Origin of the sequence: Dyella ginsengisoli (assembly GCF_044904665.1) — a bacterium.
GTDB classification, from domain to species: Bacteria; Pseudomonadota; Gammaproteobacteria; order Xanthomonadales; family Rhodanobacteraceae; genus Dyella_A; species Dyella_A ginsengisoli.
In genome coordinates this window covers 1,035,998-1,050,584 of sequence record NZ_JADIKM010000001.1, presented here as the reverse complement: position 1 = coordinate 1,050,584, position 14,587 = coordinate 1,035,998, and the positions used below count along the sequence as shown (strand labels likewise).

The following is a 14,587-nucleotide window of genomic DNA, read 5'->3' as shown; positions in this document are numbered from 1 at the left end:
CCTCGCTCATGGCCGCGCCGGCGCCACGTGCACCGGCAGTCCGGCCGGCAGGTCGGACGGCTGGTCCAGCGTTACCTCGGCGAGATAGCTCAGCCGCGTGGCGTCGTCGCCGCTGAGCGCGTAGTACGGCGTGAACACCGGCTCGGCGCGCAGCAGCCGCACGTGGCCGGCCAGCGGCTGGTCGCGTCCCTGCACGTGTACCTGCACGTGTACCTGCACGGCGCTGCCGACCTTGAGTTGGGCGCGCATCGCCACCGGCACGTAGATCCGCGCATACGGACGATCGCCGACCAGTTCGATCGCCAGCGGCGCGCCCACCGGCGCCTGATCGCCGAGGCGATACGGCACGTCATCGATGCGGCCATCGCGCGGCGCCACCACGTGCAGCTTGCCCAGCGTGACGCGCAGCGCGTCGGCCTGCGCCTGCGCTGCGGCGACGGCAGCGCGCGCCTGCGCCAGCTGTTCGCTGCGGGTGCCGTGCAGCAGCTGGTCGAGCGCGGCGCGGGCAGCGTCGGCCTGGCCACCGGTGTTCTGGGCGTTGGCGCGGGCGCGATCCAGGTCCGAGGCGGCCACGGCGTCCCGCTCCTGTTGCGCCACCTTTTGCAGACGTTCGAGATAGCGTTGCGCATCGCGGGCCTGCGCCTGCGCCGATGCGAGTGTTGCGCGCGCCCTGGCAATGTCTTCCTGGCGCGGGCCGGCCACGCCTTCGGCGAGCGCCTCCTGCTGCCGGCGGACGTCAGCCTGCGCGGCGTCCAGGTTTGCCTGCGTGTGCGCCGGATCGAGATCGAGCAGCGGCTGACCCGCCTTCACCGACTCACCCGCCCGCACGTGCAGCGCCACGATGCGTTCGCCCGCCGGCGCCGGCAGGGTGATGCGGTCGTACTCCAGCGTGCCCGGCGCCTCGTCCGTGTGCCGCTGGCAACCGGCCAGGACGAGGGCGGCGAGGCCGAGCGCAAACAGACGGCCGGTCATGGGGAGGTCTCCGTGGCAGGCGCCAGGCCGTGGGTCAGCAGCGCGAGGGTGTGGGATACGAGCGCCGGCATGTCGAGCCCGGGCATGCCGAAGGCCTTCTGCCAGATCGGTGCGCCGGCCGCCGGGAACAGGGTCAGTCCGACCAGCGAAACCACCAGCAGTCGCGGGTCGATGCCGGAAGCGAGCTGCCCGGACTTGTGTGCCGCCTCGAAGCGCTGCGCCAGCACCTGAGGCAGGCTCGGCATCACCTCGCGGAACACGAACTCACGCAGCGCACCGCCCTCGCACAGCACCTCGCGCACCCACAGCGCGGGCAGCCACGGCAGTTGCGCGACCACGTCAGACACGCCGTGCGCAAACGCCTGCGCCAGCTCCAGCGGCGAGTCGCCCACCGCAGCGAGCGTCTCGCGCAGCGGCAGCACGGTCGGCAGCAGGCGTTCGGTGAGCAGGGCGCGCACGAGGGCGTCCTTGTTGCCGAAGTAGTAGTGCAGCATCGCGGGCGTCACGCCGGCCTCCTGCGCGATGGCGCGCAGCGAGGCCGCGGCTATGCCGGCGCTGGCGAATTGGCCGGCGGCCACGTCGAGCAGGCGGCCGCGCAGATCGCCATCGTCGCCGGCAGGACGACCGGCACGGCGGCGACGGGGTGGGGGCATGGAGGTTCGAGCAGGCATGCGGATAAAATTAATTCAACCATTAATTTAAACGCAAGTGCCGCCCGGCGAGCGAGCTCACGACGGGCCGCACGCGGCGAAGCAAGCCGCTCCCGCGCTATGCTGGCCCGTCTATGAGCCCTCTGAACCAGCGCGACTTCACCCTCGACCCGGTCGACAACGTCCGCCTCGCCAACCTGTGCGGCCCGTTCGACGAGCATCTGCGCCAGATCGAGCTGCGGCTCGGCGTGGAGATCAACCACCGCGGCGGCATCTTCCAGGTGATCGGCGACGACCCTGCCACGCGTGCCGCGGAGAAGGTGCTGCGCTTGCTGTACGACGCCACCGCCAGCGAGGCGCTGACCGGCGCGACGATCCACCTGCACCTGGCCGAATCCGGCATCGAGGCGATCACCGCCGAAGCGGCCGAAGCCGCGCAGGAGGTGACGATCAAGGTCAAGCGCGGCGTGATCAAGGGACGCGGTCCGAACCAGGCGCGCTACCTGCACGCGATCACCAGCCACGACATCAGCTTCGGCGTCGGCCCGGCCGGCACCGGCAAGACCTACCTGGCCGTGGCCAGCGCGGTCGAGGCGCTGGAAGCGAACCGCGTGCAGCGCCTGCTGCTGGTGCGCCCGGCGGTGGAGGCCGGCGAGAAGCTGGGCTTCCTGCCCGGCGACCTCAGCCAGAAAGTCGATCCCTACCTGCGCCCGCTGTACGACGCCCTGTACGAGATGCTCGGCTTCGAGAAGGTGGCCAAGCTGATCGAGCGCAACGTGATCGAGATCGCCCCGCTGGCCTACATGCGCGGGCGCACCCTCAACGATTCCTACGTGATTCTCGACGAGGCGCAGAACACCACGGTCGAGCAGATGAAGATGTTCCTCACCCGCATCGGCTTCGGCTCGGTGGCGGTGATCACCGGCGACGTCAGCCAGGTCGACCTGCCGCGCAACGTGCGCTCGGGCCTGCGCCATGCGGTGGAGGTGCTGCGCGGCGTGGACGGCATCAGCTTCACCTTCTTCACTTCGCGCGACGTGGTGCGTCACCCGCTGGTGGCGAAGATCGTGCGGGCGTACGAGTCGTTCGAGGCGGCTGCCGAGGCCGCCAGGGGCGACAGCAAGTGAGCGGCGAGACGATGGTCCACGTCGGCTACGCGGCGCCGCGTGCGGGTGTGCCGGCCGCGGCCAGCTTCCGCCGCTGGGTGGAGGCCGCGCTGCGCGGGGCGAAGCGGCGGCGCGCCACCGAGCTGTCGATCCGCATCGTCGATGTCGCCGAAGGCCGTGCGCTCAACCGCGACTATCGCGGCAAGGACTACGCCACCAACGTGCTCTCGTTCGGGGCCGACCTGCCGCCCGGAGTCCAGCTGCCGCTGATCGGCGACATCGTGATCTGTGCCCCGGTGGTGGCCCGCGAAGCCGCCGAACAGGGCAAGGCGCCGCGCGACCACTGGGCCCACCTGACCGTGCACGGCGTGCTGCACCTGCTCGGCCACGACCACATCATCGAGGCCGAGGCCGAGGTGATGGAGGCGCTGGAGACGCGAATCCTGGCCGGACTGGGCATCGCCGATCCGTATCGCCCGTAGGAGCCGGCGCGCGGAGGCTCGCGGTGGGAGGGGCCTCAGCCCCCACAACCCACGTCGCAAGCCACCAGCGTCGCGGCTGAAGCCGCTCCCACAAGACCCACAGCTCACGCACTGTAGGGGGGCTTCAGCCCCGACAGCGACACGGCTCCGCTGCGCGCCGCTTCTCCATGCTGCCCAATGCGCTGAATCGATAGGTCATTTCCGCTAGACTGCGCCTTCCGCCCGGCTACGGGCAGAGCTTTCAAGAGTGATGAACGACGAACCTGGCAGTACCGGCGGCCCGGCCCACCGATCATGGTGGGATCGACTGGGCCACATGTTTTCCGGCGAGCCGCGCAATCGCGAGGAACTGGTCGAGGAGCTGCGCGCAGCCCAGGCCAACGGACTCCTCTCCAACGACACCCTCACCATGGTCGAGGGTGCGCTGAAAGTCACCGAACTGAGCGTGGACGACGTGATGGTCCCGCGCGCTCAGATCGTGATGATCTCCGCCGAGTCCCCGCTCGATGACATCCTCGCTGCCGTGGTCGAGTCGGGACATTCCCGCTTCCCCGTGCACGGCGAGGACAAGGACGAGATCCTCGGCATCCTGCTGGCCAAAGACCTGCTGAAGTATTTCGGCGACGGCGAGCATTTCGACATCCGCGCCATCCTGCGCCCGGCGGTGTTGATCCCCGAATCGATGCGCCTGAACGTGCTGCTGGCCGAGTTCCGGCTCAGCCGCAACCACATGGCACTGGTGGTTGATGAATACGGCGGCGTCGCCGGCCTGATCACCATTGAGGACGTGCTCGAGCAGATCGTCGGCGAGATCGACGACGAGCACGACGACGAGGAAGAACCTACCCTGATGCACGCCCAGCCGGGCGGCGACTGGCTGGTGAGCGCGCTCACCCCGATTGCCGACTTCAACGAGCAGACCGGCTCATCGTATTCGGACGAGGAGTTCGACACCATCGGCGGCATGGTCACCTCCGAGTTCGGGCACCTGCCCGAAGCGGGCGAGGAGATCGTCGTGGGCGACTACCTGTTCCACGTCACCGAGGCTGACGACCGCCGCGTGCAGCAGTTCCGCGTGAGCCAGAAGCCCGCGCAGGACTGAACTACCTCTCGTTGTAGGAGCGCACCCTGTGCGCGACCTCTTCTCCATCGCATGGAGGAGCGTTCGCGCACAGGATGCGCTCCTGCAAAAACTGCCTTCCGGAAACGTCGACACCCCGGCCCACCGCCACTAGAGTGGCGCCTTTCCCGCTCCCGGGTCGGTCCCGATGCCCCTGCTCCGCCGCGCCCTCGCGCTGTTTCTGTTGATTCTCCTCGGCACCACTTGGCCCGCCCACGCCGGCGTGGCGAATGCCCCGGGGGCCAACCTGCAGATCACCGTGATCACCTACGGCCCGGGCGACACCTACTGGGAGCGCTTCGGCCACATCGCCATCGAAGTGCAGGACAAGGGCGACGGCGAGGCAGTCAGCTTCAACTACGGCGTGTTCGATTTCGACGAGAAGGGCTTCCTGCTCAACTTCGCGCGCGGCCGCATGCACTACCTGATGGACGCCGAACCGACCGACGTCGACACCGGCTGGTACGTGCAGGCCGGCCGCTCGATCACCCGCCAGCGCCTCGCCTTCACGCCGGAACAGGCGGCCGCACTGCGCGATTTCCTGCTGTGGAACCTGCGTCCGGAAAACGCGCGCTACGACTACGACTACTACGTCGACAACTGCAGCACCCGCGTGCGCGATGCACTGGACAAGGCACTGGGCGGCATCCTCAAGACCACCCTCGCCGCCCGCCCCGGCAGCATGACCTACCGCCAGCAGACCGACCGCCTGATGAGCGCGCAACCGTGGCTGATGCTGCTGCTCGACCTGGGCCTGGGGCCGTATGCCGACCACCCGCTCAGCGGCTGGCAGGAAGCCTTCATCCCGATGGCATTGCAGCGCGAGCTGCGCGCCGTGCAGGTGCCGGACGGGCACGGCGGCCACTCGCCGCTGGTGATCGAAGAACACGAAGTCTCGCCGAACCGCGTGCAGGCACCGCCGCCGCAGGCACCGGATCTGCGCGGCCCGATGGCGCTCGCCGGCGCCGCGCTCGCCGTACTGCTGGTGATCGCGCGTCGCCGCATCCGGGCGCTGTTTGTGGTGCTCGCCATCACCTGGCTGGTACTGGCCGGCGCAGCCGGTCTGCTCATGCTCGGCCTGTGGATCTTCACCAGCCACCACTCGGCATGGGCCAACGCCAACCTGCTGCTGTTCGATCCGCTGGCGTTCGCTCTCATCCCCACGATATGGCGCAGCGAGCGCGGCGCGGTAACCGCGCGCTGGGTGGATGCCTTGCTGATCGCCCAGCTCGTTGCCGGTCTGATCGCCATCGCCCTGCACCTGCTACCGGGCATCGTGCAGCAGAACCAGCCCTGGCTGCTGCTGGCGCTGCCGGTGTGGCTGGCACTGGCGTGGTCGCTGCGTGGAACGACCACACACTGACTGGACTTCAACGAACTAGTGCAGCGCCTCCTTGCGAGGCGCGGAAAACACCACCTTGCCGGTCGCAGCTGCGGCATTCATCCCCAGCTTCAGCGCCATCACCGATCCGAGCGAGGCAGCGAAGCTGCCGGTCAGATGCTGAGAATCGCGAAAAACCACCTGACCTTGGCGCTCGGCTGAACAGATATTCTCAGGACAGACCGAAGAATTCAGATCCAACATGCTGACGTTGACGAAACGGGCGGCAGCCAGTTGCTGCCACCGGAACACCGCATCTCCATTCTGGTCGGCCGCCGAAGCACGGCACGCATACTGCAACGAGAACCATGCCGGCCGCCCTGCATGCTCAGCGAGACAATCTGGTCCATCAAACGGCAAATGCGGTGTGTCTCGCAGGACATAAATGTGCCCCGTGACCGGGCTCAACTTGCCAAGCACGCTAGCAATACCGGTGATCCACTGCTCCTTCGTGAAGCCATACTTGGCATTGCCCATCAACAGCACATTCGGCTTGAGTTCCGCGAGCTTCTCCAGGGCGTGCTCTCGCCACGCCGCACATACCGTGTATTCCTTGCCGATGCGAGCGTAGAAGAACGGCGCGTCTACCATTGCACACGAGGATTTGGTTAGCACCAGCAGGCGCCAACCCGGCCTGTCGAATGCCTTGGCAACGGCCGGAAACCACTGCCCGACATGGCTATCGCCCATCAGTACCGCGGTATGTGTTGCATCGGCTGGGCCAAATGCGCAGACCCGCACTCGATCGCTGTAGTACCAGTCGTCGCACCCCATAGCGTATATCGCGGGCGCGTCACCGTGCGCAGCGGCATATTTCTGCATGACCGGCGAGTTCATCCGCGCCGAGGCGATGTTGTACCAGCGCACGCAGAGGCTGTTGGCAAACAACATCAGCACCAATGCGCCAAAGATTGCCATCCCCGAACGCCTCAACCACTCCCTGCGATAGCGGAGCGGCATCTCAATACACCAGAACGATACGCAGGCGAGCGCAAGCGACAAGAGTACCCAAGTCGCCCGATACACTGGCACATCCGAGCCGGTGAGCGCATGCCCAAGCAGCAGCATGGGCCAATGCCATAAGTACCAAGAATAGGATATTGCGCCCAGCCATCGCATGGGTCGCCATGACAGCAAACGCAGCACGCCAACTGGTCGTGGCGAAACGCTTCCGGCAGCAATCACACCCGCAGCACCGAGCGTGGGCACCAGGGCATACAGGCCTGGATAAGGGATGTCAGTGCCGAACAGCGAAGCTGCCAAGAGAATAAGCACCAGGCTGAGCCACCCGGCTGCCCGCAACCACGATGGGGCAAATTCATGCGGAAACATGTCCAGCGACGCGCGCGGCTGTTTGAAGCAGAGCCACACCAGCGCGCCTACTGCAAACTGCCAGGCACGCATCGGCATCATGTAGAACGACAGCTTCGGCGCCTCGTAACTCAACAGCAGGCAGCTCGCCAAGCTGACGATCAGCACCACCAGCATGCCGATCTTCAATCGCCGGATACCACGCTCACCATCACGCCCGAGCAACCACACCAGCAGTGCGGGCCAGATCAGATAGAACTGCTCCTCTACACCAAGCGACCAGGTATGCAGAAACAGGTTCGTCTCGGTATCTGGGGCAAAGTAGCCCAGCTCAGCAAACGCGAAATGGATGTTGCTCATCCAAAGCGCGGCCATTGCGGCGGCAGACGACTGCTCGCGCTGTTCTGCCGGCGCCAAAAGGAACGCGGCCAAAAGCCCGACAACAAGAAGCATCACCAGCAATGCCGGCAGCAAGCGGCGCAAGCGGCGCACATAGAAATCGGCAAAGCGGAGACCGCCGGTAGTGGATACCTCCTGGACCAGCAGACCAGTAATCAGAAAACCCGACAACACGAAGAACACGTCCACGCCGACGAAGCCGCCACGCAGCCACGGCACTCCCGCGTGTGTCGCCACCACCAGCAGAATCGCCACGGCACGCAAACCTTCCAGGTCGGCTCGATAGCCCAGCCGATATTCATGCCCCTTCATCTATCCGCACCCCATGCGCCGCTGGCCGTTAGAGTCACGATGATACTGAGCCACCGCCATCATCGGATTATCCGGAACTTCGAATGCGGGGATCTCCGGGACGTTGACACTTTGTTGCCCTGACCCTCGGCGCAGCGGCATCATGCGACCATGCCCCTGTCCACACTTCCCGCTTCCACCTCATCCGACGCTCCGATGGTGGTGAACTGCGTCGCCTACCACAGCGACGGCAAGCGCATCGGCGACATCACGCTCGATGCGATCAGCGACGTGCTGGAGCAGCCCGACACCTTCGTATGGGTCGGCCTGCACGAGCCAGACGAACCGCTGCTGGAGAAGCTGCAGGAAGAGTTCGACCTGCACGACCTGGCGATCGAGGATGCGCACAACGCCCACCAGCGCACCAAGATCGAGGCCTACGGCGACTCGCTGTTCATCGTGGTGCAGACCGCCCAGCTTGTAGCCAGCAAGCTGGCCTTCGGCGAGACGCACATCTTCCTCGGGCCGCGCTACCTGGTCACCGTGCGCCACGGCGCCTCGCTCTCGTATGCGCCGGCGCGTCGCACCTGCGAACACTCGCCCGACCTGCTCGCGCTCGGACCGAGCTACGGCCTCTACGGCGTGCTCGATTTCATCGTCGACAACCTGATGCCGATCGTGCGCGACTTCCGCGAAGAGCTGCAGGAGCTCGAGCAGGACATCTTCGCCGAGGCCTTCAACCGCGAAACCGTCCGACGGCTCTACGACATGCAGCGCGACCTGATGACGCTGCGACTGGCGGTTGCCCCGCTGCAGGACGTGATCAGCCAGCTGGTGCGGCTACATCCCAACCTCATCCCGGAAGACCTGCGCGCCTACTTCCGCGACGTCTACGACCACGTGTTCCGCGTCAACGAGTCGGTCAGCGCGATGCGCGAAATGCTCGGCGCCACCATCAACATCAACCTCTCGCTGGTCACCTTCGGCCAGAACGAAGTGATGAAGAAACTCGCCGGCTGGGCCGCCATGCTCGCCGCGCCCACCCTCATCACCAGCTGGTACGGCATGAACTTCCACCACATGCCCGAACTGGACAAGCCGTGGGCCTACCCGACCATGATCGTGCTGGTGATCGCCGTCGTCGCCGGCATCTTCACATGGCTGCGCAAGTCACGCTGGCTGTAGAACGAGCAGCCCCCTGTAGGAGCGACTTCAGCTGCGACGCTTCTTCTGAAAAGTGACGAAGAGCATCGCGGCTGAAGCCACTCCTACATGGCTCGATGGATGGATGGGGGACGCGCGTGGTAGCCCACCAATCTCAGTGCGGCGCGGCTGTCCACTTCTTCAGCCAAGCGTTCACCGTCTCATGCCACTGCACGCTGTTCTGCGGCTTGAGCACGAAGTGGTTCTCGTCGGGGAAGGTGAGGAACTCGCTGGGAATGCCGCGGCGCTGCAAGGCGGTGAAGGCGCCCAGCCCTTGGATGATCGGGATGCGGAAATCCTTCCCGCTGTGCACCACCAGCATCGGCACGCGCCAATCCTTCACGTGGTTGACCGGATTGAAACGCTCGTAATTCTCGGGATGATCGAACGGTGTGCCGCCGTTTTCCTTTTCCTCGAACCACAGCTCCTCGGTGTCGTAGTACATGGCGCGGGTGTCGAACACGCCGTCGTGGTCGACGAAGCACTTCCAAGGCCCGTTCCACACGCCAGCCATCCAGTACACCATGTAGCCGCCGTAGCTGGCGCCCAGCGCGCAGGCGCGGTCGCCATCGAGAAAACTGTACTTGGCCAGCGCGGCGTTCCAGCCCGCCTTGAGATCCTCCAGCGGCTTGCCGCCCCAGTCGCCGGAGATGGCGTTGGTAAAGGCCTGCCCGTAACCGGTGGAACCGTGGAAATTGATCGTGACCACGGCGAAGCCCTGCCCCGCGTAGGTCTGCGGGTTCCAGCGATAGCTCCAGCCGTTGTTCATCGCGCCCTGCGGCCCGCCGTGGATGATGAAGGCGACCGGATAGGTCTTGCCGCGCTTGTAGCCGACCGGCTTCACCACATAGCCCTGCACTGGCTCGTTGCCGGCGCCGTTGAAGGTGAAGAATTCGACGTCGCCGACCTTGGTATCTTTCAGGCGCGCGGCGTTGAAGTGGGTGACCTGGCGCAGGCCATGGCCGTTCGCCTTGGCCACGTACAGATCGGCCGGGCGCTTGAGATCATCGCGAGCCAGCAGCAAGGTGTTGCCGGCCACTGCATAGCCACCGACGGTACCGTCGCCCACCAGCTGCCGCACGGTACCGCTGCTCGGGTCGATCGCAAACAGCGGGTGCTGGCCGCGGTCGTCGGCAGTGGCGAACAGCGTCTTGCCGTCCGCCGCGATCGACAGGCTGCCCGGCGAGCGATCCCACTGCGGGTCCACCTCGTGCGTGCTGCCGCTGGCCAGATCCATCGCCATGATCGCGAAGCGGTCGGCCTCGAACCCCGGCTCCTTCATCGCCAAGTAATAGAGTGTGCGGCCATCCGGCGACGGCACCGGATAGGCGTCCCAGGCGGCATTGGCCGCGGTGAGATTCTGCGGTTCGGCCGAGCCGTCCACCGGCGCGCGGTAAACATCGAAATTGGTCGACCACGGCTCGCTGCTGCCGGCGATGCGGGCACTGAAATAGATGCTCTGCCCATCCGGCGCGAACGCCAGTTCCTCCATGCCGCCGAACGGCTTGCTCGGCACGTCGCCGTCGATGTCGCGGCTGACCAGGGTGGGCTCTGCCGGCAACTGGCCCCGCTCGTCGAAGCTCGCCACGAACAGCTGGTTGCGCCGGCCGCTCGCCCACGCATCCCAGTGACGGACGAACAGCTTCTTGTAGAGCTTGCCGGTGGATTTATCCGACGCCTCGCCGTCCATGCGCTCCTTCGTGCAGGCGAGATCGGCGCAATCGGGATAGACCTCATAAGTCATTGCCACGCGCTTGCCATCCGGCGAGAGGGCGAAGCCACCCAGGTCCAGCGCGGAGTGACTTACCTGCACCGGCTTAGCCAGCACCATGCCGTGCTTGCCGGGCGTGAGATCCACGCGCCACAGCTGGTTCACGCCGCCGGCCGGAGCCATGTAGAACAGGCTCTTGCCATCCACCGACCACCGCGCTGCACTGCCACCATCGAGCAGCTTCACAGGCGCATTGCCGCCGCCCAGATCCAGCAGAAAGACGGCATTGACGCCCTTGTTGGCCGCGTAATCCGTGCTGCGCACGCCGAACGCGGCATGGCGCCCGTCCGGCGAAAGCTGCGGATCGCCCACGCGGTCGAGCATCACTAAGTCGTGGATGTTGAAGGGGTGTGCGCTCACAGGCGCTGCCGGCACGCTCGTGGTCGCGGCACATGCCGCCGCAGCGAGTACCAGCATCATTGATAGTCTTTTCATCGCCTCACCCTTGTTCCGAAGAATGGCCAGGACATTGTCACCGTAGTGGGCATACCTTCGCGGCCGGTGCGGCGCGGAGTCAAAGGATCTCGGCGGTGCCCGGAGTGGACTAGTATTTGAACGTTCCACCAAACACTTCAGACAACTTGACGCAACACGTCAACAAGTGACATCGAGCGGCACTTATCGTCCTGCTGCACGGTTCACGCTTTGAGAATCACATCCTTGGGACGACAAAACTTGTAAGGCTTTCGTGATCGCATGCACAATCGAATATGTCGTCAATGTGGAGAAATTGACGACGGAAGTTGTGGCACGTTCGGTGCTTGAACTTCCGTGAGCTTCCTGGTCGTTCCTGACCGTGAGAGGGGTCCTATCCCGCCTAGGGGGATTTGGGACTGGGGCTCAGGGGGCATCATCCGGTTAGCTAACCCAAGAAACAGAGGAACCACCATGAAGAAGATGCAGAAGGGCTTCACCCTGATCGAACTGATGATCGTGGTCGCGATCATCGCCATCCTGGCCGCCATTGCGCTGCCGGCCTACCAGGACTACATGGTTCGCTCGCGCGTGGCCGGCCTCGCCGTTATTGGCGATGGCATGAAGTCCACAGTGGCCGAGAACATTGCAGCCAACAGCGGAATCATTGCTGCCGGCGCCTGCAAAGGCGTTTCGACTGGCAACGTAACCCCCGCCGATGCAAACGTACTGAGCACTGGTTGCGTCGATACCACGGGCGTGATTACCGTCACCGGCACCACCAAGGCCAAGGGCGTGGTGCTGACCTTCACCCCGGTAGCAGGCACCGGCGCAGTCGGCACGTCCTGGACCTGCACCGGGAGCGGCGGCGACAAGTATCTGCCGGCCACCTGCCGCTGATATCTGGTTACCTCCCTTTGGGGGCTTGAACTAGCCAAAGAAGAACCCCGCGCAAGCGGGGTTTTTTTTGCCCAGGCCAGCATGGACAGCCAGGCCATGCCACAGTCGGTAACGGGGGGATCCTTGGCCTGTACTGACACCGAGGTGCGCGTGATCGCGAAGCCACCGGAACTGTACGCAGAGGTGTTGGCGCGCGATGGTTACCGCTTGGCAATCGCCCCACCCCAGCACCCTCGTCACGACCGTGACAAACAAGTTGCCAGCCCGCATAGTGCAAGATCAATCGGGGAGAAATGCGATGCGGGCAGCTAGATGGCTACTGGCGGCAGCACTGCTGGTGACAGCTTGGGTCTATTGGGCCGGGCTGCACGGCCCGTTCCTGCTCGACGACAGCAACAACCTCGCTCCGATCAACGCCTGGCTGCATGGCGCCGACAGCTGGCGCCATGTGATGTTTTCCAATGGCTCGGGAATGTTCGGGCGCTCGCTGTCGATGGCCACGCTGATGCTCAGCGCCTGGCTTGGTGGCTATACCCCTTTCGCATTCAAACTCGGCAATCTGCTGGTACACCTGCTGTGCGGCCTGGCAGGCTGGCATTTGCTGCGGCGGGCGCTGGCACGCGATGCGCGCCTGGCCGCACATGCCAGCCTCACAGCAGCACTGCTGGCGGCGATGTGGTTGCTGCACCCCCTGAACGTGAGCACCACCCTGTATGCAGTGCAGCGGATGGCGCAGATCAGCACCTTGTTCACGCTGGCATCGCTAGGGGTTTACCTTGCCGCACGCCAGGCACTTGAGCAGGGCAACGGCCGCCGCGCGCTGGTGGGCCTTTTCGTGCTGTTTCCGCTGTTGGTCGCGCTCGGCCTGCTGGGCAAGGAAAATGCCGTCGTCGCTCCGGCGCTGTGCCTCGTACTCGAGTTGGCCTATTTTGGCCACACACGAGCCGACAAGCGTGCACTGGGGGCGTTTTACACGTTATTCCTGGCGGTGCCGGGACTGCTCGCAAGCACATGGCTCCTACATGCGGGCGGTCTGCTGAGCGGCTATCGCGAGCGGGACTTCACCCTGCCACAGCGACTGCTTTCCGAAAGCCGCGCACTGATGGACTACGTCGGTGCATTGCTCCTGCCGCGCGGCCCCAGCATGGGCGTATTCACCGACGATTTCGCGACCTCCACTGGATGGTTGTCACCACCGACGACCTTGTTCTCAGTGCTCGCCCTGGTCACCCTCACGGCGCTGGCGGTTGCCTTGCGCAAGCGCGCACCGAGCGTGTTCGCGGGCTGGTTCTTCTTTCTGGTAGCGCATGCGGTGGAATCCAGCTTTCTTCCTCTGGAACTGTACTTCGAGCATCGCAACTACCTGCCAGCCTTCGGCCTGCTCCTCGCGGTTGCCGGCATGGCCGAGCTGGTCACACGCAAGCTGCATACGCAAAACCTGTCGCGCCATCAGCTGGGCCTGCTGGCCGCAACTGCTTTCGCGCTGGCGCTGGGCTTCGCCACCTACGCGCGGGCCGTGGTCTGGTCCAGCGAAGGCACCTTGCTGGCCCAGGAAGTCCGGTATCACCCCGGTTCGCTGCGCGCCAATCTTGCCTCGGCGTGGTATGGCATCAACCATGACGATGTCGCCCTTGCGCACGCCGCGTTCGCGCGCTTGCTGCAAAGCCCCGATCCCCGCACCGTCGAGCTGGCCCACATCAACCGGGTGCTGGGCGATTGCATGAGTGCCGGTCGTGCCCACGGTGAGGACCTGCAGCAAGCCGTCGCGCTGGCGCAACCCAAGGTGACCCTGGGCGAAATGTACGCCTTCGACAACCTGGCCGACTTTGGTGCCCAACGCCCCTGCAAAGGCGCCGAACCCGCCACCGTGGCCGACACCATCGTCGCCATGCTGGCCGCAACACCGTCCCAGTCCGACGGGGAGCGGGCCAAGTGGCGCTTGCGCCTGACCGCCGCCGAGCTCTATGCGCAGACTGGCGACTGGGTCCGCGCGATGCCGCAGGCGCGGCTTGCGTGGCAACCCGGTGCGGATGCTCCCGTTGGCGCCTTTCTGATTCGCGTGTACGTGCACAACGGCATGCACGCCGAGGCCGAGCGTATGTACGCCGAGGTGGCCCGTCGCGCCAAGCCCGGCGATATCAATGACCAGCGAGGGTTGGCGGCGCTGCGGGAATTTCTCGATCAAGACGCCACGAAAGCCAAGCCGGAGTCACCCGCTCCGACCCCATGATGCATGCGCCGATCGTGTAGACCAAATTCAAACGGGCCGCCTCGTGCCATCACCAGGCCAAAGTGGGACAAGACCCGGCCAGCGCTGCAAAACGATGGGCCGAGCGGCGCCAGTCAGAAACCGACTCTAGCTGGGTGCACGTCGCCTTGATCGAACAAGCCGCGTGCACCAGAGCACGCCGATGTGCAACGTCAAGTAGCCGCCGTTAAGTCAACACAGCGCCGCAGCGGTGCGCGTGCCGCGGGCGGTGCTGAGACGGACTTCACCACTATCTGGAAGCGCAAAACGCGGTTTTGTATCATCAATAAGGGTTTCAACTCGCAAGCGCCACGCCCCCCTGGCACAGCCGTTTCAACG

Annotated in this window: 11 protein-coding genes; 7 read left to right on the top strand and 4 right to left on the bottom strand. The window is 65.2% G+C overall.

The genetic code is table 11. The features are described 5' to 3' along the window. Positions 1–6 precede the first annotated feature (6 nt). Together ISP17_RS04700 and ISP17_RS04695 are read right to left on the bottom strand one after the other, a co-directional pair. A complete protein-coding gene (locus tag ISP17_RS04700; RefSeq protein WP_404630520.1) occupies positions 7–972 on the bottom strand; it encodes an HlyD family secretion protein in 966 nt (321 codons plus the stop codon). Continuing rightward, positions 969–1,625, bottom strand: coding sequence for a TetR/AcrR family transcriptional regulator (locus ISP17_RS04695; RefSeq protein ID WP_404630518.1), 657 nt, complete (start codon positions 1,623–1,625; stop codon positions 969–971). Before ISP17_RS04695 ends, ISP17_RS04700 begins: the two co-directional genes overlap by 4 nt. A gap of 131 nt (positions 1,626–1,756) precedes the next feature. Between ISP17_RS04695 and ISP17_RS04690 the strand changes: the two genes are divergently transcribed. The 4 genes from ISP17_RS04690 (at position 1,757) to ISP17_RS04675 (ending at position 5,693) form a co-directional block, all read left to right on the top strand. Further along, positions 1,757–2,749, top strand: a complete 993-nt coding sequence (locus ISP17_RS04690; protein WP_404630516.1) for a PhoH family protein — start codon at positions 1,757–1,759, stop codon at positions 2,747–2,749. A gap of 11 nt (positions 2,750–2,760) precedes the next feature. Further along, positions 2,761–3,210: an rRNA maturation RNase YbeY gene (gene ybeY / locus ISP17_RS04685; RefSeq protein WP_404631437.1), complete on the top strand. Its 450-nt coding sequence runs from the start codon at positions 2,761–2,763 to the stop codon at positions 3,208–3,210. Positions 3,211–3,460: 250 nt separating this feature from the next. Further along, a complete protein-coding gene (locus tag ISP17_RS04680; protein WP_404630514.1) occupies positions 3,461–4,312 on the top strand; it encodes an HlyC/CorC family transporter in 852 nt (283 codons plus the stop codon). 166 nt (positions 4,313–4,478) lie between these two features. Further along, a complete protein-coding gene (locus ISP17_RS04675) occupies positions 4,479–5,693 on the top strand; it encodes a lipoprotein N-acyltransferase Lnb domain-containing protein (RefSeq protein WP_404630512.1) in 1,215 nt (404 codons plus the stop codon). Between the two features lie 15 nt (positions 5,694–5,708). Here the strand turns inward: ISP17_RS04675 and ISP17_RS04670 are convergent, their stop codons facing one another. Continuing rightward, positions 5,709–7,733 (bottom strand): acyltransferase family protein, encoded by a 2,025-nt coding sequence (locus ISP17_RS04670; protein WP_404630510.1) that lies wholly within the window; start codon positions 7,731–7,733, stop codon positions 5,709–5,711. A gap of 150 nt (positions 7,734–7,883) precedes the next feature. Between ISP17_RS04670 and corA the strand changes: the two genes are divergently transcribed. After that, a complete protein-coding gene (corA, locus tag ISP17_RS04665) occupies positions 7,884–8,897 on the top strand; it encodes a magnesium/cobalt transporter CorA (protein ID WP_404630508.1) in 1,014 nt (337 codons plus the stop codon). Between the two features lie 133 nt (positions 8,898–9,030). Here corA and ISP17_RS04660 read toward each other — a convergent pair whose 3' ends face one another. After that, positions 9,031–11,106 (bottom strand): prolyl oligopeptidase family serine peptidase, encoded by a 2,076-nt coding sequence (locus ISP17_RS04660; protein WP_404631435.1) that lies wholly within the window; start codon positions 11,104–11,106, stop codon positions 9,031–9,033. A 468-nt stretch (positions 11,107–11,574) separates the two neighbouring features. Between ISP17_RS04660 and ISP17_RS04655 the strand changes: the two genes are divergently transcribed. Further along, positions 11,575–12,000, top strand: coding sequence for a pilin (locus ISP17_RS04655; RefSeq protein WP_404630506.1), 426 nt, complete (start codon positions 11,575–11,577; stop codon positions 11,998–12,000). 337 nt (positions 12,001–12,337) lie between these two features. Beyond that, a complete protein-coding gene (locus ISP17_RS04650; protein ID WP_404630504.1) occupies positions 12,338–14,230 on the top strand; it encodes a hypothetical protein in 1,893 nt (630 codons plus the stop codon). The last annotated feature ends 357 nt before the right edge of the window (positions 14,231–14,587 follow it).